The organism is Candidatus Pantoea bituminis (genome assembly GCF_018842675.1).
Taxonomy (GTDB): domain Bacteria; phylum Pseudomonadota; class Gammaproteobacteria; order Enterobacterales; family Enterobacteriaceae; genus Pantoea; species Pantoea phytostimulans.
This window is the reverse complement of record NZ_JAGTWO010000004.1, coordinates 3,419,630-3,444,088: the sequence shown is the minus strand read 5'-3', so window position 1 is coordinate 3,444,088 and position 24,459 is coordinate 3,419,630. Positions and strand designations below refer to the sequence as shown.

The 24,459-nt window shown below is 50.8% G+C and carries 15 protein-coding genes and 5 pseudogenes; 13 read left to right on the top strand and 7 right to left on the bottom strand.

The annotated features are described in order from the left end of the window. Nucleotides 1-7: 7 nt before the first annotated feature. A pseudogene (gene groL / locus KQP84_RS19980) lies at nt 8-1,656 on the top strand (chaperonin GroEL). A 192-nt stretch (nt 1,657-1,848) separates the two neighbouring features. Further along, the gene (locus KQP84_RS19975) at nt 1,849-2,202 is read left to right on the top strand and encodes a DUF4156 domain-containing protein (protein ID WP_215847837.1); all 354 of its coding nucleotides are present in this window, start codon (nt 1,849-1,851) and stop codon (nt 2,200-2,202) included. Between the two features lie 55 nt (nt 2,203-2,257). Here the strand turns inward: KQP84_RS19975 and epmB are convergent. Continuing rightward, a pseudogene (gene epmB, locus KQP84_RS19970) lies at nt 2,258-3,285 on the bottom strand (EF-P beta-lysylation protein EpmB). Between the two features lie 43 nt (nt 3,286-3,328). Here epmB and efp point away from each other — a divergent pair. The 3 genes from efp to KQP84_RS19955 all read left to right on the top strand — a co-directional run bounded on the left by efp (nt 3,329) and on the right by KQP84_RS19955 (nt 4,319). Continuing rightward, nucleotides 3,329-3,895 carry an elongation factor P gene (gene efp / locus KQP84_RS19965; protein WP_215847836.1) on the top strand — a complete coding sequence of 189 codons (567 nt, stop codon included), beginning with the start codon at nt 3,329-3,331 and terminating at the stop codon, nt 3,893-3,895. A gap of 54 nt (nt 3,896-3,949) precedes the next feature. After that, nucleotides 3,950-4,081 carry an entericidin A/B family lipoprotein gene (locus KQP84_RS19960; protein ID WP_193405234.1) on the top strand — a complete coding sequence of 44 codons (132 nt, stop codon included), beginning with the start codon at nt 3,950-3,952 and terminating at the stop codon, nt 4,079-4,081. Nucleotides 4,082-4,184: 103 nt separating this feature from the next. Beyond that, a complete protein-coding gene (locus KQP84_RS19955; protein WP_215847835.1) occupies nt 4,185-4,319 on the top strand; it encodes an entericidin A/B family lipoprotein in 135 nt (44 codons plus the stop codon). Between the two features lie 41 nt (nt 4,320-4,360). Here KQP84_RS19955 and KQP84_RS19950 read toward each other — a convergent pair whose 3' ends face one another. Further along, entirely contained in the window at nt 4,361-4,888 is a 528-nt protein-coding gene (locus KQP84_RS19950; protein WP_215847834.1) for a lipocalin family protein, read from the bottom strand. A 134-nt stretch (nt 4,889-5,022) separates the two neighbouring features. Here KQP84_RS19950 and epmA point away from each other — a divergent pair, with 134 nt between their 5' ends. Further along, the gene (gene epmA, locus KQP84_RS19945; protein ID WP_215847833.1) at nt 5,023-6,000 is read left to right on the top strand and encodes an elongation factor P--(R)-beta-lysine ligase; all 978 of its coding nucleotides are present in this window, start codon (nt 5,023-5,025) and stop codon (nt 5,998-6,000) included. A 148-nt stretch (nt 6,001-6,148) separates the two neighbouring features. Here the strand turns inward: epmA and degS are convergent, their stop codons facing one another. From degS to zapG, 3 genes are all read right to left on the bottom strand, one after another. Beyond that, nucleotides 6,149-7,210, bottom strand: coding sequence for an outer membrane-stress sensor serine endopeptidase DegS (gene degS / locus KQP84_RS19940; protein ID WP_215847832.1), 1,062 nt, complete (start codon nt 7,208-7,210; stop codon nt 6,149-6,151). A gap of 142 nt (nt 7,211-7,352) precedes the next feature. Next, the gene (gene degQ / locus KQP84_RS19935) at nt 7,353-8,726 is read right to left on the bottom strand and encodes a serine endoprotease DegQ (RefSeq protein WP_215847831.1); all 1,374 of its coding nucleotides are present in this window, start codon (nt 8,724-8,726) and stop codon (nt 7,353-7,355) included. Between the two features lie 110 nt (nt 8,727-8,836). Further along, on the bottom strand, nt 8,837-9,238 hold the full coding sequence (zapG, locus tag KQP84_RS19930) for a Z-ring associated protein ZapG (RefSeq protein WP_215847830.1): 402 nt from the start codon (nt 9,236-9,238) through the stop codon (nt 8,837-8,839). A gap of 176 nt (nt 9,239-9,414) precedes the next feature. On the opposite strand from zapG, the pseudogene zapE reads away from it, so the two are divergent. The 5 genes and pseudogenes from zapE (at nt 9,415) to sspB (ending at nt 13,066) form a co-directional block, all read left to right on the top strand. Then, nucleotides 9,415-10,541, top strand: a pseudogene (gene zapE, locus KQP84_RS19925) (cell division protein ZapE). A 227-nt stretch (nt 10,542-10,768) separates the two neighbouring features. Continuing rightward, nucleotides 10,769-11,197 carry a 50S ribosomal protein L13 gene (rplM, locus tag KQP84_RS19920; protein ID WP_067427471.1) on the top strand — a complete coding sequence of 143 codons (429 nt, stop codon included), beginning with the start codon at nt 10,769-10,771 and terminating at the stop codon, nt 11,195-11,197. Between the two features lie 15 nt (nt 11,198-11,212). After that, a complete protein-coding gene (gene rpsI / locus KQP84_RS19915; RefSeq protein ID WP_215847829.1) occupies nt 11,213-11,605 on the top strand; it encodes a 30S ribosomal protein S9 in 393 nt (130 codons plus the stop codon). A gap of 330 nt (nt 11,606-11,935) precedes the next feature. Further along, nucleotides 11,936-12,577, top strand: coding sequence for a stringent starvation protein SspA (sspA, locus tag KQP84_RS19910; RefSeq protein WP_215847828.1), 642 nt, complete (start codon nt 11,936-11,938; stop codon nt 12,575-12,577). A 3-nt stretch (nt 12,578-12,580) separates the two neighbouring features. Further along, nucleotides 12,581-13,066, top strand: a complete 486-nt coding sequence (sspB, locus tag KQP84_RS19905) for a ClpXP protease specificity-enhancing factor (RefSeq protein ID WP_215847827.1) — start codon at nt 12,581-12,583, stop codon at nt 13,064-13,066. Nucleotides 13,067-13,199: 133 nt separating this feature from the next. Here sspB and KQP84_RS19900 read toward each other — a convergent pair. Next, nucleotides 13,200-14,956 (bottom strand): annotated as a pseudogene (locus KQP84_RS19900) (sulfite reductase subunit alpha). A gap of 183 nt (nt 14,957-15,139) precedes the next feature. Next, entirely contained in the window at nt 15,140-20,671 is a 5,532-nt protein-coding gene (locus tag KQP84_RS19895; RefSeq protein WP_215847826.1) for a glutamate synthase-related protein, read from the bottom strand. Nucleotides 20,672-21,560: 889 nt separating this feature from the next. Between KQP84_RS19895 and arcB the strand changes: the two are divergent. Both arcB and KQP84_RS19885 read left to right on the top strand, forming a co-directional pair. After that, a pseudogene (gene arcB, locus KQP84_RS19890) lies at nt 21,561-23,911 on the top strand (aerobic respiration two-component sensor histidine kinase ArcB). Nucleotides 23,912-24,066: 155 nt separating this feature from the next. Then, entirely contained in the window at nt 24,067-24,339 is a 273-nt protein-coding gene (locus KQP84_RS19885; protein WP_215847825.1) for a hypothetical protein, read from the top strand. Nucleotides 24,340-24,459: the final 120 nt, after the last annotated feature.

Genomic DNA, 24,459 nt, shown 5'->3' with positions numbered 1-24,459 from the left:
ATTTGAAATGGCAGCTAAAGACGTAAAATTCGGTAATGACGCACGCGTAAAAATGCTGCGTGGCGTAAACGTACTGGCAGATGCAGTAAAAGTTACCTTGGGTCCAAAAGGCCGTAACGTAGTTCTGGATAAATCTTTTGGTGCACCTACCATCACTAAAGATGGTGTTTCTGTCGCACGTGAAATCGAACTGGAAGACAAGTTCGAAAACATGGGCGCGCAGATGGTGAAAGAAGTGGCCTCTAAAGCGAACGACGCTGCAGGCGACGGCACCACCACCGCAACCGTTCTGGCTCAGTCTATCGTTAACGAAGGCTTGAAAGCTGTGGCTGCGGGCATGAACCCAATGGATCTGAAGCGCGGCATCGACAAAGCGGTTATCGCTGCAGTTGAGAAGCTGAAAGAACTGTCTGTTCCTTGCTCTGATTCAAAAGCTATCGCACAGGTTGGTACCATTTCTGCTAACTCTGATGAAACCGTTGGCACCCTGATCGCTCAGGCGATGGAAAAAGTGGGTAAAGAAGGCGTTATCACCGTTGAAGAAGGCACCGGTCTGCAAGACGAGCTGGACGTGGTTGAAGGTATGCAGTTTGACCGCGGTTACCTCTCTCCGTACTTCATCAACAAGCCAGAAACAGGCGCCATTGAGCTGGAAACCCCGTTCATCCTGTTGGCTGATAAGAAAATCTCTAACATCCGCGAAATGCTGCCTGTGCTGGAAGCCGTTGCGAAAGCAGGCAAACCACTGCTGATCATCGCTGAAGATGTTGAAGGTGAAGCATTGGCAACGCTGGTGGTGAACACCATGCGCGGCATCGTTAAAGTGGCTGCGGTTAAAGCACCTGGCTTCGGCGATCGTCGTAAAGCCATGCTGCAGGATATTGCTATCCTGACCGGCGGTACCGTGATTTCTGAAGAGATCGGCATGGAGCTGGAAAAAACAGCTCTGGAAGATCTGGGTCAGGCAAAACGTGTTGTGATCAACAAAGACACCACCACCATCATCGATGGCGTGGGTGAAGAAGCGACCATTCAGAACCGCGTAACTCAGATTCGTCAGCAGATCGAAGAAGCAACGTCTGACTACGACAAAGAAAAACTGCAGGAGCGCGTAGCGAAACTGGCAGGCGGCGTGGCCGTACTGAAAGTGGGCGCAGCGACTGAAGTTGAAATGAAAGAGAAGAAAGCGCGCGTTGAAGATGCCTTGCATGCAACCCGTGCTGCGGTAGAAGAAGGCGTGGTTGCTGGTGGTGGTGTAGCGCTGGTTCGCGTTGCAGCACAGCTGGCTGATCTGCGTGGTCAGAACGAAGACCAGAACGTAGGTATCAAGTTGCGCTGCGCGCAATGGAATCTCCACTGCGTCAGATCGTTTCTAACGCCGGTGAAGAGCCTTCTGTTGTCGCTAACAACGTTAAAGCAGGCGACGGTAACTACGGTTACAACGCGCAGACTGAAGAATATGGCAACATGATCGACTTCGGTATCCTGGACCCAACCAAAGTAACCCGTTCTGCTCTGCAGTACGCGGCTTCTGTTGCGGGCCTGATGATCACCACCGAATGTATGATCACTGATGCGCCTAAAGGCGATACCCCTGATTTAGGTGGTGGCGCTGGCGGTATGGGTGGCATGGGCGGTATGGGCGGCATGATGTAATTGCCGTTGACTGCTTAAGTCACGAAGCCCCCGATCGGAAACGGTCGGGGGTTTTTCTTTTTGTATGGAAAATAGTATAAGTAGTGGCGCAATAGTTGGGCTTAACGGGATTAGGGCAATGAATGTTCAGAAAAAAGTGCGCTTTTCTGCTACGCTGCCACCCGACTCTGATGATAATAAATGGGGATTACAATGCGGATTAACCTCTTGCTCGGACTGGCGGCTGGCGCGTTACTGCTGGCGGGCTGCAGCAGCTCAACTCAACTCTCTTCTGGCGGCCAACGTGTAACATTTACCGATCAGCAGCCCGGCAACGAGTGTCAGCTTCTGGGTAACCTTACCGGCTCACAAAGCAACTGGCTGACCGGTGCGGGTGGCGAAACCAGCGCACTGCGTGGAGCAGCCAATGATTTGCGTAATCGCGCAGCAGAAATGGGTGGCAACGTTATTTACGGTGCAACCAGCCCAACACAAAATATCTTGTCTGCCTTTGCACCGCTCGACAGCAAAATGAGTGGTCAAGTCTATAAGTGCTCGCAAAGCTAAACCGCGTTTGATGCGAAAAGATTTTTCTACTGGCCGGATTTGACTCCGGCCATTTTTATTCCTGCTTGAGTTGCAGATCCAGCGGCGTTTTGCTCGGCTCGCCACCGATTTCACGTGCCAGCTTCGGCACCAAATACCCCGATACCAACGGTAAGAGATTGCGCATCAGCGCACGCGCTTCTTCATCAGAAACAAAGAAATGCGCCGCGCCCTGTACTTTGTCCAGTACGTGCAGGTAATAGGGCAGAATACCGGCGTCGAACAGCGCATTGCTTAAGGTTGCCAGCGTTTGCGCGTTGTCATTCACGCCGCGCAGCAACACGCTCTGATTCAGCAGCGTGACGCCTGCGCGCTTCAGCTTGTGCATCGCATCACGCAGCGCATCGTCAATTTCCTGCGCATGGTTGATGTGCGTTACCAGCAGCACCTGTAACCGTGTTTCGCCCAGCAGCTGGCATAATACGTCAGTGATGCGCGCCGGAATCACCACCGGCAAGCGGCTGTGAATACGCAAGCGTCTGAGATGCGGAATTTTTTCCAGCTCGGCAATGAGCCATGCCAATTCATGATCTTTTGCCATCAACGGATCGCCGCCGGAGAAAATGATTTCATCCAGTTCCGGGTGGTCCGCGATATACTCCAGCGCCGCTTGCCAGTTGCGCTTGTTGCCTTGGTTATCCTGATAGGGAAAATGACGGCGAAAGCAGTAGCGACAGTTGACTGCGCAGCCGCCTTTTACCAATAAAAGTGCGCGGTTTTTATACTTATGCAGTAAACCGGGCACAACGTTATTTTGTTCATCCAGCGGATCGGTGCTATAACCTGGCGCATCAATGAATTCCTGACGACTGGTCAGTACCTGCAACAGCAGCGGATCCTGTTCATCGCCTTTTTCATACGGGCAATGAACGCGCGGGGCACGCGCAGGGCGAAGAGGCGACGTGCATCTGCACCTTGCGCCAGCTCTGCATGCTGATCCAGGGCTAAAATTTGCAGTAATTCATTAGGTTCAGTGACAACATCAGCAAGTTGCTGCAACCAATCTTCTCTGGAAGGTGTATTTAGGGTTACAATGTGTGCCATTTTTTTGGCTAAGTACCAGTATCAATTTTCGTAGAGGGCCTTCATGGCGACTTATTCTAGCAACGATTTCCGTCCCGGTCTTAAAATCATGTTCGAAGGCGAGCCATATGCCATCGAATCCAGTGAGTTCGTTAAACCGGGTAAAGGTCAGGCATTCGCACGCGTTAAAATGCGTCGCCTGCTGACGGGTTCTCGCGTTGAGAAAACTTTCAAATCCACCGACTCCGCTGAAGGCGCAGACGTAGTGGATACCAACCTGAACTATTTGTACAACGACGGTGAGTTTTATCACTTCATGCACCCGGAAAGCTTTGAGCAGTTCCAGGTTGAAGAGAAGACCGTTGCTGAAGCAGCGAAATGGCTGCAAGACAATGCTGAATGTATCGTTACGCTGTGGAACGGTCGTCCGATCGCTGTTCAGCCGCCGAACTTTATCGAAGCAGAAGTTATCGAAACCGATCCGGGCCTGAAAGGTGACACCGCAGGTACCGGCGGCAAGCCAGCTAAGCTTTCTACTGGCGCAGTGGTGAAAGTGCCATTGTTCGTTCAAGAAGGCGAAGTGGTTAAAGTTGACACCCGCTCTGGCGAATACGTGTCACGCGTTAAATAAGTACATAATCAGGCGCATCCATCGATGCGCCTTTTTCTTGTGTGAGTTGAGAAAATGAAAAAGCTGGCAAAATTTATCGCATTCGCGTTGCTGGTCTCCTCTGCGCTGAGCGCCTGCAACACTTTCCACGGTTTTGGTGAAGACGTTTCCCATTTAGGCGGAGCGATTTCGCGCGCAGCAAACTAATTTCCCGACTGTTTTCTTTTGTGGTACTGACAGCAGCAACCCGCTGAATTCCGGCTATGCTTAAATCGCTGTACTTTTACTGCAACCAAAAAAGGAAATTAGTATGTTAAAGAAAAGTATTGTCACAATCTTCTCTGTATTGCTGCTCTCTTCATTGCTTTCGGCATGCAATACCACGCGTGGCGTTGGTGAAGATGTAGAAGCAGGCGGCCAGGCTATTCAAAACAGCACGAAGTAATTCTAACCGGTGCGAAACAGCGCGTTTCGTACCGGATTTTCTTAGCTACCTTGTTTCACCCAGATCAATTCCTCTACCGGGAAACCGGCCTGACGCGCCTGCTCAACCAATTTCTGTTTAACGGCTGGCTCAAGCTGAGGCGTTCGAGACAAAATCCATAAATAGTGACGATTCGGGCCGCATATCAGTGCATAACGGTATTCCGGGTCAAGCGCGATAACGTTATATCCGCCATAGAACGGGCCAAAGAAAGAGACTTTCAGCGCGGCTCGCTGCTTGTCGCCAGTAAAGTAGGCTTTACCTACACTTTCCTGCCAGCGTTGTTTCTGGGCGTTAAAGCCGCGGTTTACGACCTTCAAGCCGCCATCTTCTCGCGGGCTGTAGTTTGCTGTGACCTGCTCAAGCCCACGCTCGAACCGATGATCTAATCTGGCGATTTCATACCATTTACCGAGATAACGCTGACTATCAAAGTTTTCGATAACGGTAACATTCTTCGGCGGCGTGGTGCTGCAGGCTACGGAGAGAAAAGCGCTGAGGCTGGCGACGAGAGTTTTCCATGGTGACATGTGCGATTCCTTTGTGATTTAACTGCTTAAGTATAGAAGAGCTGCCGATATTTTTTCCCGCTTCGGCATGAGATTGTTTGCCGCAGGCAATGCGGGTAGACTTCCCTCCCTTATTTGTATCAGGAGTCATCACCATGAGCGAAACGGCAAGCTGGCAACCTAGCGCATCCATTGCCAATTTGTTGAAACGCGCCGCTATCTTAGCGGAAATACGGCGTTTCTTTGCCGATCGCGGCGTATTAGAAGTTGATACGCCTGCCATGAGCCAAGCCACGATTACCGATATCCATCTGGTGCCTTTCCAGACACGATTTGTCGGGCCCGGCGCGGCGCAAGGGCGCGATCTTTGGTTGATGACCAGCCCGGAATATCATATGAAACGCCTGCTGGCAGCGGGAAGCGGTCCGATCTACCAAATGAGCCGCAGCTTTCGTAATGAAGAAGCGGGACGCCATCACAATCCAGAATTCACCATGCTGGAGTGGTATCGCCCACACTATGATATGTACCGGCTGATGAATGAAGTTGACGACCTGATGCAGCAAGTGCTGGAGTGCGACAGCGCTGAATCACTTTCTTATCAGCAGGCGTTTATTCGTCATCTTGAAATTGATCCGCTTTCAGCCGATAAAGCGCAACTGCGTGAAGTTGCAGAGAAGCTGGGCGAGGGCGAATTAGCGCGTGCAGAAGACGATCGCGATACGCTGCTGATGCTGCTGTTTATGCTGGGCGTTGAGCCAAAAATCGGACAGGATAAACCCTGCTTTGTTTATCACTTCCCTGCCAGCCAGGCAGCATTAGCAGAAATCAGCACGGAAGATCACCGTGTAGCAGAGCGCTTCGAGGTCTATTACAAAGGCATTGAGCTGGCGAACGGTTTCCGTGAGCTGACCGACAGCCGTGAGCAGCGTCAGCGCTTCGAACAAGATAACCGCCGGCGTGCCGCGCGAGGCTTACCGCAACATCCTATCGATACCAATTTGTTAGACGCGTTGGCGCATGGTATGCCTGCTTGCTCTGGCGTTGCACTGGGTGTTGATCGATTAATTATGCTGGCTCTGAAAGCGCAGTCGCTGAATGAAGTGATCGCTTTTCCAGTCGATCGTTGCTAAAGGCTTTATCTCATGCGGCAGTGCGCAGCTGTTCCCGATGCGATGCGCACTGAAAAAGGCAGGTAAAAACGCGGCTCCTACAAGGATGTAGGTGATTTGATATGTCATCCCTGACTTATCATTGAATTGTGAGCGACAGATAACAACGTTACTGGCTGTTGTCTGGGAATTCCTGAATGGTCACCGGCAGCGTTAATTTCTGATCGTTACGTAAAACCTGCACGTCTATTACTGAACCCGGGCGAATCTCCGCCACCTGATCCATGGTTTCCTGTGCGGAAATGGCCGGTTTATTATTCACACTCAACAACACATCATTGACCTGAATGCCGCCTTTGTCTGCCGGCCCATCTGGCGTCACCACGCTGACAATAATGCCTTGTACGCGATCCAGATTACTGCCCTGACCATGTAGCGGCGGCAATTCACGGCCTGTAATCCCGATATAACCACGAATCACACGACCATCGCGGATCAGTTTATCCATGATTTTTGACGCCAACGCGGTGGGAATGGCGAAACCAATCCCTTCCGGCGTTTCACCATCGTTACTTTTGTCGAACGTTAAGGTATTGATGCCCATTAACTCGCCCAGCGAATTAATCAGTGCGCCGCCGGAGTTACCTTGGTTGATTGAGGCATCCGTTTGCAGAAAGTTTTGCCGCCCGGATGAACTCAAGCCCACGCGGCCGGTTGCGCTGATAATGCCTTGGGTCACGGTTTGACCGAGATTGTAGGGGTTACCAATCGCCATCACCACGTCGCCAATGTGCGCAATACGTTGCGAATTAATTGGAATTACCGGCAGGCCGGAAGCGGTAATTTTTAGCACCGCTAAATCGGTCATTGCATCGGAACCTACCAAGGTGGCTTCGAAAAAACGGCCATCTTGTAACGCGACAATAATTTGATCCGCGTTATTGATAACGTGTTTATTGGTGAGGATGTAGCCTTTTGCGTTCATGATTACGCCAGAACCCAGCGTAGTAATGCCACGATTGTTATTACCGTGCGCGCTGCGGTTATAAACATTCACTACCGCAGGCACGGCGCGGCGCACCCCTTGATTGAAACTAAAGGGTGTTTCGTCATTGCTGTTATCTTGGATGTGCAGGGCTTCGCTGCCCATGCGCAGTGCAGGCAAGGCCGCAAGTAAAATACCCGCAACAATCAGGCCCAACACAACCGAACGCAAAAGTTTAAGAAACATGGTGTTAAATCACGCCAGGGAGATCGCTGGGGAGAATAACATGAGTGCGGCGGACACACACGTGCTTGTGTCCGCCGCAGTAGAGGGTTTATCTATCTCAACAGGCCGGTTTGTCTTAAAAGCGACTTACCTTAAAAGCCGCTTATCTTAAAAGCAGATAGATATTTTCATCGCCACGTACCACATTCAGAGCCAGTACTGGAGGTTTACCTTCCAGTACCTTGCGCATTTCTGCGATAGATTGCGTGCGATTGCGGTTAACGCCAACAATCACATCCTCTTTCTGCAGACCAACCTGCTCGGCAGGTGTACCTTTTTCGATGGTATCGACTTTAACGCCTTTATCACCGGTTTTGGTCTGGCCGTCGCTCAACGTAGCGCCTTGTAAGGCTGGCGACATCAGTTGTGCGCTGGCGGTACTCTGCGCGCTTTGCTCAAGCGTTACGTTAACCGTAATTGGCTTGCCTTCACGCAGCAGTCCTAACTTCACCTGTTCGCCCGGTGCGGTGGTGCCAATTTTGACGCGCAATTCAGCGAAGCTGGTAATCGGTTTATCATTCACTGAAGTGATGATATCCCCAGATTTAAGCCCCGCTTTCTGCGCTGCTGACTGCGGCAGCACTTCAGAAACAAAGGCACCGCGTTGTGCATCAACGTTAAATGCTTTCGCCATATCGGCGGTCATTTCTGTGCCTTTGATGCCTAACTGGCCGCGCTTCACTTCACCGAATTTGATCAGCTGCTGCGCCAGATTCATCGCCATGTCGCTTGGAATCGCGAAACCAATACCGATATTGCCACCGCTTGATGCCAAAATAGCGGTGTTGATACCGATCAGTTCACCATTGAGATTGACCAGCGCGCCGCCAGAGTTGCCGCGGTTAATGGCTGCGTCGGTTTGGATAAAGTTCTCCAGCCCTTCAAGGTTTAAGCCGCTACGGCCCAGCGCAGAAATAATCCCGGAGGTTGCGGTTTGACCAAGGCCAAACGGGTTGCCAATGGCCACGGCAAAATCACCCACTTTGAGCTGATCTGAGTCGGCAATTTTCACCTGCGTCAGATTTTTTGCGCCTTCGATCTGGATGAGTGCAATATCAGTCTGCTCATCATGGCCGATCAGCTTGGCGTCATATTCGCTGCCATCGCCCAGTTGGACATTGATTTTGTCTGCGCCATTCACCACGTGATTGTTCGTTAGCACGTAGCCTTTTGCGGCATCAATAATCACACCCGAACCCAGTCCTTCAAACGGCTGCGGCTGATTATTGCCACCCGGCATCTGGCCAAAGAAACGTTTTAACGGTTCGGGAATCTCCTGCGTTTGTGCAGCAGATTCAGTGCCTTCAACATGAACGCTAACCACAGCTGGCAACACTTTTTCCAGCATTGGGGCCAGGCTTGGAAGCGGCTGACCTTGGATTTGTGCTGGCAGCGTCGCCATCGCGCCAGGCGCGGCGGCAAGACTCATCCCAATACTCAAGGCTAATGCGCTAAACAGTCGTGCTTGTTTTTTCATTGCTACAACGCTCTCGCTGCAAAAAGTGGGGGGAATAAAAGAGTGTGACAGTCGTTTGAGGTCAGGGTTCGTAAAAACAAAGGGCGCAGACTCGCTGCGCCCCAAAATGATTAATCGCGTGCTGCTCGTTCGCCACGCAACAGGCCGGAAGCACCTTCCGAATAATCACGCGGCATCTGAACAGGCGCTTGATCATTATCGGCTTCCGCTTCAGTCAGCTGATAAGCAAAAGGGTTTTTCTCGCCTGGCAGATTTGGCAGCAGGTCATTGGAGCCTTTTGCCATGTGTTGATACAGCTGGCGGTAATCGCGCGCCATATTATCCAGTAACTCCGCGCTTTGAGCGAAGTGGTTGGTTAGCTCTTCGCGGTAGTCCGAAAGCTCCGCTTTGGTCTTTTCCAGTTCGTACTGCATGCTGCGTTGCTCACGCAATTTTTTGTTGCCAAAACGCATTGCAACCGCGCCGACAATAATGCCTACCACTAAACCAATTAGCCCGTATTCCCAGGTCATAATGACTCCCGTGTAATTTCCGTTGTTCCGTAGGGCATTGCACCTTTCCATAATAGTCACTATACCCGTTAATCTTATGGATGTGGAACTCTGGAGCGGCATCGCTTAGTGTAGAGTGGCCTTTTTTCGACAACTGCTGTGTGAATAAGACAAATTTCAGGGACTGTGAGAGAACAATGCAAACTTCATCTCCGCTTGCACGCTATGAGCAAGCGTTATCGCAAGGCGAGTTTAAGCCCGATGATGTCCAACGCGACGCTATCACCCGATTAGACGTGCTCCAGCAAGGATTAATAGCACGTAAGAATAGCGCTGCGCCATCTGCTCAGGGCCTGTTTGGTCGCCTGTCAAAACTGATAGGTAAAGAGAAAAGTGAAGTGCAACCGCCGGTACGAGGTCTGTATATGTGGGGCGGCGTGGGGCGCGGTAAAACCTGGGTCATGGATTTGTTTTTCAGTCTATTCCTGGCGATCGCAAACTGCGTTTGCACTTCCACCGATTTATGTTGCGGGTACATGAAGAATTAACGGCCCTGCAAGGCCAAAGCGATCCGTTACTTATCATCGCCGATCGTTTCAAAGCTGAAACCGATATCCTCTGCTTCGACGAGTTTTTTGTTTCCGATATTACCGATGCCATGCTGCTGGGTACGTTGATGGAAGCGCTGTTTGAGCGCGGCATTGCATTGGTTGCCACCTCTAACATCCCGCCTGACAATCTGTATCGTAATGGCCTGCAACGTGCCCGTTTCCTGCCCGCTATTGAGCAGATCAAAAAGCATTGCGATGTGATGAATGTGGATGCGGGTATCGATTATCGCTTGCGCACCTTAACGTCTGCGCATTTGTGGAAGTTCCCCTTGAATGACCAAACCCACAAAGAGATGGAACAGATGTTCCTGGCGTTGTCGGGCAGCAAACGGGAAGCGGCGCCGGTCCTGGAAATCAACCATCGCAGTATGGCAACGTTGGGCGTTAGCGAAGGCGTATTAGCTATCGATTTCCTGACGCTATGTGGCGAAGGGCGTAGCCAACATGACTACATTGAGTTGTCGCGCCGTTTTCACAGTGTGTTGCTGTATGATGTGCCGGTGATGATCTATAAAACCGAAGATCAGGCGCGCCGCTTTCTGGCGCTGGTCGATGAATTTTATGAGCGCCATGTCAAATTAGTGGTTGCGGCAGAAGCCTCGCTGTTTGAAATCTACCAAGGTTCACGTCTGAAGTTTGAGTATCAGCGTTGCCTGTCGCGATTGCAGGAAATGCAGAGCGAGGAATATCTTCGCCTTAAGCATCTACCTTGAGCAATAAAGTGGGGAAATGGTGAAATAGGGTTCGATTTTTGTAATCGACTTCTCTATAATCTTGCGACCCCACGTTACAGCAAAGGATTTTTTCCCAAATCCTCTGTGTTCCAGTAACTCTATCCGAAGGGGTGGCTTGCTGGTCAAAATGGTCGTGTGAGCCTCAATCGTTTACTTAAGCGTTTGGGATTTCACCAACGTGTAACTTAATTTGGGTAAGCTTTTCGATGAAAACTTTTACAGCTAAACCAGAAACCGTCCAACGTGACTGGTATGTTGTTGACGCAACTGGCAAAACTTTGGGTCGCCTGGCGACTGAACTGGCCAGCCGTCTACGTGGTAAGCATAAAGCGGAATACACTCCGCACGTTGATACCGGTGATTACATCATTGTTCTGAACGCAGAAAAAGTTGCTGTAACCGGCAACAAGCGTTCTGACAAGATCTACTATCACCACACTGGTCACATCGGTGGTATCAAACAGGCGACCTTTGAAGAGATGATTGCTCGCCGTCCTGAGCGTGTGATTGAGATCGCGGTTAAAGGCATGCTGCCGAAGGGCCCGTTGGGTCGTGCTATGTACCGTAAACTGAAAGTTTACGCAGGCAACGAGCACAACCATGCGGCACAGCAACCGCAAGTTCTTGACATTTAATCGGGATTAAAGGCAATGGCTGAAACTCAAAACTACGGCACTGGTCGCCGCAAAAGCTCATCCGCACGCGTCTTCATCAAGCCGGGTAGCGGTAACATCGTAATTAACCAACGCTCTTTGGAGCAATACTTCGGCCGCGAAACTGCACGCATGGTTGTGCGTCAGCCGCTGGAGCTGGTTGATATGGTTGGTAAATTCGATCTGTACATCACTGTTAAAGGTGGTGGTATTTCTGGTCAGGCAGGTGCGATCCGTCATGGTATCACCCGCGCTCTGATGGAATACGACGATTCTCTGCGTGCTGAACTGCGTAAAGCGGGCTTTGTTACCCGTGATGCGCGTCAGGTTGAACGTAAGAAAGTCGGTCTGCGTAAAGCACGCCGTCGTCCACAGTTCTCCAAGCGTTAATTGTTTGTTGCTTCGGCAACGTCAATTGGCTCAAAAAACCCGCTTCGGCGGGTTTTTTATTTTTGGGCTTTTTTCATCAAATAGTGTCTAAAACGCCCACGCTGCTCGCAAAATACCCTCAAAAATTCATTCCTCGCCCACAAGCTGCCTAAAATCTGGTAAACTCTGTGTCACTTTGCGCCCGCTGAGCCGGCGCGTTATGCGCTTTCCCTCGGTCGGGACGTCAGTCGACGCTGCTAACGCGGGCTGCGTGCGAGATCTATAAGCAGGTGAGTCGCCGAGTGGTTGGCTATTCGCAGTAACTTTTTGTGAACAAACTTGGAGGTTTTCATGGCTGTCGCTGCCAACAAACGTTCGGTAATGACGCTGTTTTCTGGTCCTACTGACATTTTCAGCCATCAGGTACGTATTGTCCTGGCGGAGAAGGGTGTCAGCGTAGAGATCGAGCAGGTCGAAATGGATAACCTGCCGCAGGATCTGATTGACCTCAACCCGTATCGCACCGTGCCGACGCTGGTAGATCGTGAACTGACGCTTTATGAATCACGTATCATCATGGAATATCTTGATGAGCGTTTTCCACATCCACCGTTGATGCCGGTTTATCCGGTTGCGCGTGGTGAAAGCCGCCTGATGATGCATCGCATCGAGCAGGACTGGTACAGCCTGATGAGAAAGGTTGAGAACAGCAGCGGTCAGGAAGCTGAAGCAGCACGTAAGCAGTTGCGTGAAGAGTTGCTGGCCATTGCACCGTTGTTTGGACGTACGCCGTTCTTCATGAGCGAGGAGTTCAGCCTGGTTGATTGCTACCTGGCTCCTTTGCTGTGGCGTTTACCTTCAATGGGTATCGATCTGATTGGTTCAGGTTCTAAAGATCTGAAAGGCTACATGAATCGCGTATTTGAGCGTGACTCTTTCCTTGCTTCATTGACTGAAGCCGAACGTGAAATGCGCCTGCAAGTCCGGGGCTAATTTATGGAAATGTCGCAACTCACTGCACGTCGTCCCTATCTGTTACGTGCTTTCTATGATTGGTTGCTCGATAACCAGTTAACGCCGCATTTGGTGGTCGACATCAATTTGCCCGGTGTGCAGGTTCCGTTAGAGTATGCGCGTGATGGACAGATTGTCTTGAACATCGCGCCGCGTGCAGTCGGTAACTTGGATCTGGCCAATGATCAGGTGTCATTTAATGCACGTTTTGGTGGCGTTCCACGTCAGGTAAACGTGCCAATGGTGGCAATTCTGGCTATTTATGCCCGTGAAAACGGCGCAGGCACCATGTTCGAACCTGAACCCGCTTACGAACATTCCGCACCGGAAGAGTCAGAAGCGCAGGAAGAGACTGTGATGTCAGTGATTGATGGTGATCGTCCTGATGATGCCAACGATAATGAAACGCCGCCTGATGATGAGCCGCCGCCGCGTGGTGGTAGACCTTCACTGCGTGTAGTGAAGTAAGCAAAGCAATATGATAAATGCCTGTCACTCGCTGATGGGCTTTTTTTGCGCTAAAGATAATTAATAACGGCAAAAAAATCCGGGAACGCGCACGTTACCCGGATTTTTTATTCGCTAGTCATCGCGGTGACGATTAATAAACGTCACGCAGATAGCGCTTCTCTTTCTTCAACTGATCGATGTAATCAGCGGCACGCTCGCTGGAAAGTCCGCCATATTGACGAACGATTTCATACAGCGCACTGTCCACATCTTTGGCCATGCGCGAAGCATCGCCACATACGTAGAAGTAAGCACCTTCCTGCAGCCAGGCGTATAACTCTGCACCTTGCTCTAACATACGGCTTTGCACATAGACTTTTTGTCTTGATCGCGTGAAAACGCCAGATCAAGACGAGTCAGTAAGCCGCTTTCCTGCCATGCCGTCAGCTCTTCACGATAAATAAAGTCATGTTCCTGATGCTGATCGCCGAAGAATAACCAGTTTTTACCCTGCGCACCGGCAACCTGACGTTCCTGCAGGAAAGCACGGAACGGCGCGATACCGGTACCTGGACCCACCATGATCAGCGGCGCATTAGTATTCGACGGTACGCGAAACGCTTTGTTAGGCGAAATGAAGATAGCTGGCTTTTCACCACGACGGACGCGTTCGGCCAGGTAGGTTGAGCAAACACCGCTGCGATTACGTCCACCGCTGTGATAACGCACAGAAGCTATCGTTAAGTGCACCTGATTCGGATGCGCTTTGGAGCTGGAGGAGATGGAATAGGCGCGATGCTGTAAAGGGCGCAGCAGGGCAACAAATTCTGATACTGATAGCGAACGTGTCAGTTCAAGTTGCAGCAGATCTAACGTGTCCTTGCCCCACAACCAAACGCCCAACGCATCTTTGTCATCATGTTGCAGTACGTGGCGCAGTTCCTGGTTAGTGGTATTTTGTCCTACCCACTCAATGAGTTTGCGCGACGGCTCTGAAATCTCAAATTGATAAGTCAGCAGATCGCCCAAGCTTCTGTCGAAGCCGGAAACAGGCGTTTGGTAATCCGCATTTAACTGCGTTAACAGCAGGCTAACCAGCGAAGGTTCGTTTACAGGAATCACACCCAGCGCATCGCCCGCTTCATATTTCAGGCCGCTGTCGGTCAAATCAAACTCGAAGTGACGGATGTCCTTAGCGGATTGTTCGCCTGACAGACGCTTATTGGTAACCAGCGCGGCGGCATACGGGTTGGATTTATTGCTACCTGGAATGACCGGTGCTTCTGGTGCGCTATCCAGCACGGTACCGCTGCTGCCAGCACTTGACGCAAACTGCGGCATTGAGCTGTTTAACCACTCGTTAGAAGGCTCTTCGTAGTCGATGTCACAATCAATACGATCATAGACACGCTTCGCACCCAGCTGCTCAAGACGCATATCGATAAATTTACCGGCCTGGCAGAAACCATCGTAGCCAGTATCGCCAATGGCCAACACGGCAAAATGCATCTGCTCCAGACGCGGCGCGGTGCTGGCAGAAATTGCATTCCAAAACAGCTGCGCGTTATCTGGCATCTCACCTTCACCATAAGTGGAGGTAACAATCAGCACGTGACGCATTGTCGCGAACACATCGAGATCGACTTCACCCAATGCCTGAACCACCGGCACCAAACCTTTAGCGCGTGCAGATTTAGCTGCAGTTTGTGCCAGCGCTTCTGCATTACCGGTTTGGGAACCGTACAGAACATGCAGCTGAGTTGTCGCGGCTGCACCAGTACCCGCTGCGACCTGCTGTTTATCTTCTAACACTAACAGACGGGAGTGGAGACCGGCGAGAAAGCCCGCCAGCCAATACTTCTGGTCGCCATTAAATGGCGCATCTTCAGGAATGTAAGGAATTTTCATGGATACTTTTACTCAATCCCGTTCTTACCCATCCTATTTCATGTTGCAGAGGTGTGGGCTGCGTCGTTTCCCCAGTTACAACATGATTGCTGTTGCTGGGGATTCGTCGTTAGCCAACTGCCTGTAACACAAACTATTTAAGGCAATTATTAATGTTCATATTCGTTTTCGTCAGTGTTGCTGTTAGGACAGTTTCCCGACAGCAGCAGCAATTTCTGGCAAAGCAGCGCGTGCGAACAGCTCTTCGAAATCAGGCAGATGACCTAACACCTCACGGTTGCAGGCGTCCTGATACATGATCCAGCCATAGGTTGCCAGGCTGTCCATTGAGCGAATGTTGCGTTGCGTCAGCGCAGCCTTGTAATCCGTCATACGTTTAGTGCCGATCAGGCTAGCCAGCTCATCGTCGGTGTAGCTCTCAATCGCCGCACGTGCGTGGCGTTGAAGTTTGCTGATCAACGAGAAGTCTTCAGTCATCAACAGGTTACGTACCGCTTTCTCTACCGCAGGATCTTCCACAGAAGTGCCTTTAGGTAATTTACCCAGCGCCAGCTGTTGTGCAAAGCTCAACACGGTGTAGTTGTTCAGCAGTACGAACATTTCCAGCGTATCGGTTGCGCCATAAGCCGGCACCGCGCCATTAGCAATAGTTTTGCCTTCACGCCAGGCTGATTTGAACTTAGCAACCTGATGTCCAGCCAGCGCAGTTGATAACTCTTCCAGCAAATCTTTACGTGATTTCGCCTTCAGGATTTCGCCACCATCTTGATACAGCAGCAGTGAGCGCGGCATCACGTAAACAAAGTGGTGACACTCCGTTTCCCAATTCTCTAACAGCCAGGCAGCGCGTGGTGACTGGGTCGCTTCCAAATGCCAGTTCAGCATCGTCAGCACCGCTTGCTTGTGCGTTTGCGCCATCTCGTCCTGATCGGCGATAGAACCGAACAGTACTGAGTCACCTGCGGCATGGCTGGCGAGTGATCCATACGGGTCATACTGGTAAGCGAAACCGCCGCTCATGCCGTTGCCGAAGCCTGTACCAAATGTACCCAGGTTCAGGATTGCGCCATTAGTCATGTATTCGCAACAGAAGTCACCAACACCTTCAACTACTGCGGTTGCGCCTGAATTACGTACGGCAAAACGGTCACCCGCCTGACCTTGAACAAACAGGCGTCCACCCGTTGCGCCAAACAGCGCAAAGTTACCGATCAGCACGTTGCCATCGCTGTCTTGTGCGCCGCCGCCCGGAGACATTACCACCAGCTCGCCACCACATTGACCTTTACCAACACCATCATTACAGGTGCCGTAATGCTTTATTTGCATACCGTCATTGCAGAAGGCACCGAAAGATTGGCCCGCAGAGCCAGAAGTGCTGATCTTCACCGTTTCAGGTGCCAGATAGCGACGACCACGATCATCCTGCAACACCGCTGGCATTGCGTTCAGTTGCTCAGCCGTCAGTTGATGATTGAGCTTGCGTTCAATATCAATCGCTAGCTGGCCGCCGACACTCTTGTTCCGGTTGTTCAACGTGATGTTATTGCCCAACGAAATGTCATTCTTGCCTTGCGTGACCAGTTCAGTGTTCAGCTGCTCAATCCAGGCATCATCCAGTTCGAAATCTTTTTCCAGATACACGGGACGATCGATTTTCAGCTCGGGCACCACGGTTAACATGGCGCGGAAATCGAGTTTACCGACTTCCAGTGGGTGATCCATTAAGTGCAGCAGATCAGAGCGTCCACGTGCTTCACGCAGCGAATGCAGGCCCATGCGCGCCAGGATTTCACGCACCTCATGCGCAACGTTCATGAAATACTGTGCCAGCTGACGGGGATCGCCATCAAAGGCTTCGGCATTAGTGGTTAAACCTGCCGGGCACTTAACGTTACAGTTTTTCGCCATCACACATTTCAACATCATCAGTGCGGTGGTACCAAATTCAAAGCTGTCGCCACCCAGCAGCGCCGATTTCACGACATCGCTGCCGGTCTGCTGTGCGCCAGAGCAACGCAGCAAGACTTTCTCACGCAGGCCGTTAGCACAGAGCGCCTGATGTACTTCCGCGATGCCGATTTCCGCCACGCGTCCAGTGTATTTCAGACTGGTGACGGAAGCTGCGCCGGTGCCGCCAGTATTCCCTGCAACGTTGATAACGTCTGCGCCTGCTTTCGCTACGCCAACCGCAATCGTACCGATGCCTTCCGATGAGACCAGTTTAACGATGACGCGAACGCGAGCGGCTTTACAGTCGTGGATCAGCTGCGCTAAATCCTCGATAGAATAGGTGTCGTGGTGAGGTGGCGGTGAAACCAGCTCGACACCCGGCGTACCGCCACGGGCTGCTGCGATTTCCACGGTGACTTTAGGCGCAGGTAACTGACCCCCTTCGCCTGGCTTCGCACCTTGGCCAATTTTGATCTCCAGCTCTTCCAGCATCGGATCAGCTAAATAAGCCGCCCATACGCCAAAACGGCCCGAGGCCAGCTGTTTGATACGTGATGCACGGATGGTGCCGTGGCGTGAATAGTGTTCACCACCTTCACCGCAGTTGCTCATGCCGCCAACCATATTGGTGCCGTGTGCAACCGCTTCATGGGCCGGGGCGACCAGCGCGCCGTGGCTCATCGCACCGGAAGCAAAAGTGCGGGTGATTTCACAGGCTGGCTGGATTTCGTTCAGTGGCAGTGAAGGCAGCGTGGTGAAAATCCGTGACAGATAATCTGCGGCCTTGCCATAAGCGGTGACATTCAAGCCATTGCTCACCACTTCGGTGCTTTCAATTTCATCATTGAAGCGTGATTTCAACGCACGTGATAGCGCTGCGAGGCGTTCGCTTTCCGGCTTCAGGCCGGTGATCGCATCCGTTAAACGCAGCGTAAAGTGGTTAAGGCTGCCATCAACGGCTTCACAGACCAAACCACGTATAGCAAAACCGTTGTTGGTCAACGAGTAACGTCCCAGCTTACGACGGAATTCTGCTTCACTGTCGATGTGCGTCAAATCCGCCGGAAAGGCCAGAATATCGCGCAGTGCAGCTGGACGACGCTTACGTTCTTCATACATCAGACTAGAGAACTGACGATAATCTGAAGTGATGGAGAAGTTGTTGATCACTTCATTTGGGATACGCTCAAAGCTGCTGTCCTTAAAGGATTCCGCTTTGATTCCAAATGCGTTATCCAGCTTGGCCAGCGTCATCAAACGGATGAAGTTATCTTCTTCACGCGCTTTGTCGGCAAAGCGAATAGGCTCTTCAGTCATGTCGATAAAGGTGCGAACAGCGATGGTGCCATAAGAGTGACCGGCACCTTCAGCACGCTCTTTAAACAGGCCAAGCAACGGCACTTCGGACTCACCCTGAATTTTCAGGGCGCTCTGATGCCAGTCAACCGCCATCTGCGCGATAGTGGCAAAACCTGCGCCACCGACCGGGGTACGGATATTTGGAAAATACTTTTTCAGTACTGGATCGTCAGTATTAAGGAAGTTCGGCTCAAAGAACTCACCGCAGCTGTAACTTTCTACGGTGCACAGGCCAACTTTACCCATGGTTTTCATCAGCGCTTTTTCGGCCGCTTTGGCATAGCGTTTAAACGCTTTATTGCCTTCTTCACCTTCGCCATATTTCTCTTCGGCACGCATCTGCACGCCAAGCGGATAAATAGCGGAAGCACCAAAGCCCAAGGCTGCTGCGATATGGTGTGAAGAGATGCTCTGGCCACTTTCAACCACCAGCGAAACATCAAGACGCAAACCTTCCTGCACCAGACGCTGATTGATAGCAGAAACCAGCAGCAGCATTGGAATCGCAGCTTGAGTTGAAGAGATGTGGCGATCGGTAAGCACCGCGATGCCGCCTTGGGTGCGGGCAAAATCGACGACCTGTTGCGCCAAATCGTCGATGGCTTTTTCTAGCGCATTGGCATTTGCTGTGCGGCTCAGCAGATCTTTGCCAACGACTGGCTCGTACAGCATCTCAAAGCGTGCGTAAGGTGCAACGTCTTGCTCACGCAACTGCAGCATATCGAGATGGCTAAGAATCGGCGTTGGCACGATGATTTGACGGCCTTTGCTGCGGCCCAGATGCGGTTTCGCACCCAGCGCTACGCGCAGCGTCATGCCGTCTACTTCACGGATCGAATCCAGCGGCGGGTTAGTAACCTGCGCAAAACGTTGAGAGAAGTAGTGCGCCATCCCACCTTCATGATCGGATAAGCCGTTAATGGCGTTGCCGTAACCCATCGCGGAGATTTTCTCTGCGCCGGTTGCCAGCATGGGATCCATCATGAATTTGAAGCTTTCTTGGTTGTAATAGTACGCCACGAAGCGTTGATAGGCTTTCAGGTCGCCACGATAGCGCAGCGGCGAGCCTTGCTGCTCTGCTGGGATCACCGGCAGATCTTGCAGATCGACACGGGCTGTAGCCAGCAGGGCAGAATAATCTTTTTCAGCTGCCAGTTTTTCCAGCGCCTGATGCGTGGTATAGCTGCGTTTTTCACGATGATCGAAATAGAGCATACCGCCTGCTTCGATACGGCCGCGACGCAGAACACTTTCCGGTGGGAAAGCAATTTGGCCCGCTTCGGACATCGCACCAATATAGTCTACTGTTTCAACAGAACGCAGTGGACGCAGGCCAAGACGGTCAAGACGTGCACCGATGACTTCACCATTACCAAAAATCAACGCAGCCGGGCCATCGTTCTTCTCTTCATACAGCGAGAAGTACTCCAGCATGTCACGCACCTCATTGGATAAGGAGGTGTCGTTTTCCCAGGCTGGCGGCATCATGGAAACAACGGCGGTGATCAGATCGAGGCTGTCTTCCATCAAGCGGCTGTGAATACTTTGGTCGAGACGCGAGCTGTCGGATTGGCCTTTTGGACGCACAATCTTCTTACCCCGCGCCAGCGCCAGAGCTGACTCCGCAATGCGGTTTTTACGGTCGGTGTTTAACTCGCCGTTATGCGCCATCAGGCGGAACGGCTGCGCCATGGTGGTATGCGGATCGGTATTGGTAGAGAAACGGGTATGGAAGAATAATCCACGTACCTGATGATCGGGATCGGTCAGGTCTTTGAAGTAAGGAATCACTTCGTTTGAGTTCAGACGCGCCTTGAATACCTGCGTCCGTGACGAGAGCGAAAGAGGATAAAGCCCACCAAATTCGCTTTCAGTAAAGGCACGCGCTTCGATAGCCAGCAGGGCGCGATAGATGCGTTGTTCAAAGTCGTTTTGATCGACGACATCCTGCGGTGCAGTGAAAATCCACTGCACAATCGGTAACTGGAATTGCACAGCGGCCGGACGCGTCACGCTGCTGTCTAGCGGCATGTCACGTTTCATGATGATAGACAGGCCAAAGCTGTTCAACGCTTCTTCTACCAGACGTTCAGCATTTGCACGCAGCTCGGCATCTTTTGGCACAAAGAAGTTACCGACGCCAAAACGGCCCGCTTCCAGCGCCTGGCCCGTAATCTTACGGAAGAAGTGCAATGAAAGGTCAACGTTTACCCCAGCACCGTCACCGACGCCTTCAGCCGACATGCCCCCGCGGTGAGGTACAGTACAAAGGGCGCTGTGCGCCATCTGCAGGATCTCATGGGTCTGCTCGCCGTCCTTACGCGTAATGAAACCTACACCACAGCTATCACTCCCTGCTGCTGGGTCATACAAGCCATAGGGATTAGGTTTTTTATTGGACATTGAGGGTCTCCTTAAACTGCTTTAGACATTACCTGCATTATTTCAAACACTAAGCGCCAATGAGCGCAGTTTCATTTTCATTGCCACACGCTGTCGAGCGGGCATTATTGCTCCGAGCAGTTCACTCCAGACAGGTTTAAAACGTCCTTGATTGAGCTGCTCTTAGATTTCCGGTCTCTTAAAGGAGATGACTTACACCACGCGGGAGTCTTCTGATTGCATAGATATGCCGAGACACTGGCCCGTCAGGAAAGCTTTCAGCGGATTTCCAACTTATCGGGAAAGCGGAAACAGGTCAAATAACGATACTTGTCAGGGTTATTTGAGTCTTTTCGTCATTAACTACATGATTTTAAAGTATTAAACAGCTAAATTTATCGCTGTTAGCCGGTACGTTAATGGCCCATAAATGTGAACTGTCTCACTGTGGTGCAGCGATCAAATCTCTGCACCATGCTGGTGATAGGGTCTTTAACAGCATTAAATGCTGTTACGGCCATTTCATGCACAGGATGTATCTGTTTTTCTTATATGGGTATATTTGAATGAAATATGGCGATGTTATAAGTAAAATTAATTAAGCCGAATATGCTTAAAACAGTGCTTAAGATGAATGGGTATGCAAATAGATAAGTAAGCCTGTGCAACAGAATGCTGCCAGGATATTGAAAAAGGGGAATGCTAATCGGTCGCCATCGTTCAGGCGGCCCTACAGATTATTCAGTTAGCACAATTAGTCAAGGGTTTTAAGCTTAATGTCATCAACGTCGGCGATTGATGCGGCTGATGCACCAAAATAGAGCAATCACGTCTTTAACCCGCTGATGCATGACGCCGCCAGAAGCGTAATTACGCTATCATGTGCCTGTTTCTCTTCCAGGGAGTATTTATGAAACAAATTCGCCTGCTGGCGCAATATTACGTTGATTTGATGGTTAAGCTTGGCTTGATACGCTTTTCGCTGCTTTTGGCCTCAGCGCTGGTGGTATTGGCGATGATTGTCCAAATGGCAGTCACGATGGTGCTGCGTGGGCATGTCGAAAGTATCGACATGGTGCGATCGGTATTTTTGGCCTGCTCATTACACCTTGGGCGGTCTATTTCTTATCGGTGGTGGTCGATCAACTGGAAGAATCCCGGCAGCGACTGGCACGGCTGGTTGATAAACTGGAAGAGATGCGTACCCGCGATCTTGAACTCAATCAGCAGATGAAAGAGACCATTTCACAGCTGAATCAAGAGATCGCTGACCGTAAAAAAGCTGAACTGGCGCGCGAGCAGGTTATGGATAAGCTGCGTGAAGAAGTGGCGCGACGTGAGCAGGCACAAATTGAGCTTGAGCAACAATCCTCCTTCCTGCGTTCTTTCCTGGATGCCTCTCCCGATTTGGTTTTTTACCGCAATATTGATAAGCAATTTTCTGGCTGTAATCGGGCAATGGAATTGTTAACCGGAAAAAGCGAGAAGCAGCTGATTGGTCTGACGCCACGCGATATTTATGATGACGATGCGGCGACAAAAGTGCTGGAAACCGATGAGAAGGTCTTCCGTCATAATGTTTCTCTGACTTACGAACAATGGCTGCAATATCCTGATGGTCGTAAGGCCTGTTTTGAAATTCGAAAAGTGCCTTATTATGACCGCGTGGGTAAGCGTAGTGGGCTAATGGGTTTTGGACGCGATATAACGGAGCGTAAGCGCTACCAGGACGCTTTAGAGAACGCCAGCCGGGAGAAGACGACCTTTATCTCTACGATCAGCCACGAGCTGCGCACGCCGCTTAATGGCATTGTCGGTCTCAGCCGCATTTTGCTGGATACCGATCTTAATCAAGAACAGCTCAAATACCTCAAAACCATCCATGTTTCCGCCATCACGCTCGGCAATATCTTCAACGATGTTATTGAAGTCGACAAAATTGAGCGGCGCAAAGTACAACTTGATAATCAGCCGATCGACTTCACCAGTTTCCTTGCCGATTTAGAAAATCTTTCTGGCTTGCTGGCTCAGCCAAAGGGGCTGAAGTTTGTCATGGCGCCGCAGTTGCCTTTACCGCATAAAATCGCCACTGATGGCACGCGTCTGCGCCAAATTCTTTGGAACCTTATTGGTAATGCCGTGAAGTTTACCCAACAAGGTGAAATTGTCGTGCGCGTTGCTTACGAGCAGGATGAAACGTTGCGCTTTGAGGTTCAGGATTCTGGCTTAGGTATTCGCCAGGAAGAGCAGGACAAGATTTTTGCGATGTACTATCAGGTGAAAGATCAGCATGGCGGTAAACCTGCAACCGGTACCGGTATTGGGCTGGCCGTTTCACGTCGGCTGGCACAGGCAATGGGCGGGGATATCACCGTTAGCAGCGCACCAGGCCAAGGTTCTTGCTTTACCGTGAAGATCAAAGCGCCGCGTGTCGCTGAAGAGGTGGAAGATGATGGCGTTGATGACAACATGCCGCTGCCTGCGTTACACGTATTGCTGGTTGAGGATATTGAGCTCAACGTGATTGTCGCGCGTTCGGTCCTTGAGAAATTAGGCTGTAGCGTTGAAGTAGCCATGACGGGCGGCGAGGCGCTGGCCATGTTTGATCCACTGGAATTTGATTTAGTCCTGCTGGATATCCAACTACCTGACATGACCGGCCTGGACGTTTCACGCGCCATTCATCAGCGTTATCAAAACAGCGACCTGCCGCCGCTGGTCGCGCTCACCGCCAATGTGCTCAAAGACAAGAAAGAATATTTCGATGCCGGTATGGATGATGTGCTGAGCAAACCGTTGGCCGTACCCGCGTTAACGGCAATCATCAAAAAGTTCTGGGATTATCAAGCCGAGACTGATGAAGAAGAAACCGAATCCGCGCAAGAGACAACGCTTACGCTGCTTGATGTATCGATGCTTGAGCAATATATCGAGCTGGTTGGCCCAAGCTTGATCACGCAAAGCCTCGACATGTTCGAAAAAATGATGCCGGGATATGTAGATATTTTAGAGTCCAATTTGATGGCGCGCGACCAGAAAGGTATTGCTGAAGAAGGGCATAAAATTAAAGGTGCGGCGGGTTCGGTGGGTTTACAGCATTTACAGATGCTGGCGAAGCAGATTCAAAGCCCTGAGCTTCCTGCATGGTGGGATAACGTGGCTGAGTGGATTGAAGAGCTGAAACATGAATGGCGTCATGATGTACAGGTGCTACGCGAATGGGTAGCTGAGAAAGAAAAGCAGATCGCTAGAAAAAAATGACCCCAGCCGAGGCCGGGGTGCGCGAATACTGCGCCAACACCAGGGAAAAAGGCGCTGCTGCTATGCTTAGAGTATTTGAGCGCAACAGCGTGGTATTGGTTAACACTGTCATCACCTTAGCAAATTCATCTTAACTTGTGACAAGATTCATTAAAATGTGTGATGTTGAGCAGCGTTTAAATACAGAAAACATTAATTTGGCAACACAGTCAAGTAAGGAATTAATTTCTGCGATGCATTGCTTTATTTTTAACCAGATGTGGGGTTTTTGCACGCTTTTGCGTCACTTGAGAAGCTTAAAAGAAAAAGCCAAACGGCAATTTAACGCTCACACAGCAAATTGGGATATTTTCTTAGTTAAGTTTATAAAAAATAAAGCTAAATGTTTCATCGGGCATGGGTTATCCAAAACGTTTTGGAAACCTTAAAGAGAAATTTCCAGTTAAAGGTTCTACCAATTGATTTCCGTCTAACGTTAGGTGAAAACTTTAATCTTTTTTGTTTAAAGTAAAAGGATTAAAGATCGGAATTTGCACATTCTTTAGAAT

Bases quoted from the DNA above. Each gene is read 5' to 3' on its own strand.
- KQP84_RS19975 (WP_215847837.1), top strand. From the start codon at position 1,849: ATGCGGATTAACCTCTTGCTCGGACTGGCGGCTGGCGCGTTACTGCTG.
- efp (WP_215847836.1), top strand. From the start codon at position 3,329: ATGGCGACTTATTCTAGCAACGATTTCCGTCCCGGTCTTAAAATCATG.
- KQP84_RS19960 (WP_193405234.1), top strand. From the start codon at position 3,950: ATGAAAAAGCTGGCAAAATTTATCGCATTCGCGTTGCTGGTCTCCTCT.
- KQP84_RS19955 (WP_215847835.1), top strand. From the start codon at position 4,185: ATGTTAAAGAAAAGTATTGTCACAATCTTCTCTGTATTGCTGCTCTCT.
- KQP84_RS19950 (WP_215847834.1), bottom strand. From the start codon at position 4,888: ATGTCACCATGGAAAACTCTCGTCGCCAGCCTCAGCGCTTTTCTCTCC.
- epmA (WP_215847833.1), top strand. From the start codon at position 5,023: ATGAGCGAAACGGCAAGCTGGCAACCTAGCGCATCCATTGCCAATTTG.
- degS (WP_215847832.1), bottom strand. From the start codon at position 7,210: ATGTTTCTTAAACTTTTGCGTTCGGTTGTGTTGGGCCTGATTGTTGCG.
- degQ (WP_215847831.1), bottom strand. From the start codon at position 8,726: ATGAAAAAACAAGCACGACTGTTTAGCGCATTAGCCTTGAGTATTGGG.
- zapG (WP_215847830.1), bottom strand. From the start codon at position 9,238: ATGACCTGGGAATACGGGCTAATTGGTTTAGTGGTAGGCATTATTGTC.
- rplM (WP_067427471.1), top strand. From the start codon at position 10,769: ATGAAAACTTTTACAGCTAAACCAGAAACCGTCCAACGTGACTGGTAT.
- rpsI (WP_215847829.1), top strand. From the start codon at position 11,213: ATGGCTGAAACTCAAAACTACGGCACTGGTCGCCGCAAAAGCTCATCC.
- sspA (WP_215847828.1), top strand. From the start codon at position 11,936: ATGGCTGTCGCTGCCAACAAACGTTCGGTAATGACGCTGTTTTCTGGT.
- sspB (WP_215847827.1), top strand. From the start codon at position 12,581: ATGGAAATGTCGCAACTCACTGCACGTCGTCCCTATCTGTTACGTGCT.
- KQP84_RS19895 (WP_215847826.1), bottom strand. From the start codon at position 20,671: ATGTCCAATAAAAAACCTAATCCCTATGGCTTGTATGACCCAGCAGCA.
- KQP84_RS19885 (WP_215847825.1), top strand. From the start codon at position 24,067: ATGTGTGATGTTGAGCAGCGTTTAAATACAGAAAACATTAATTTGGCA.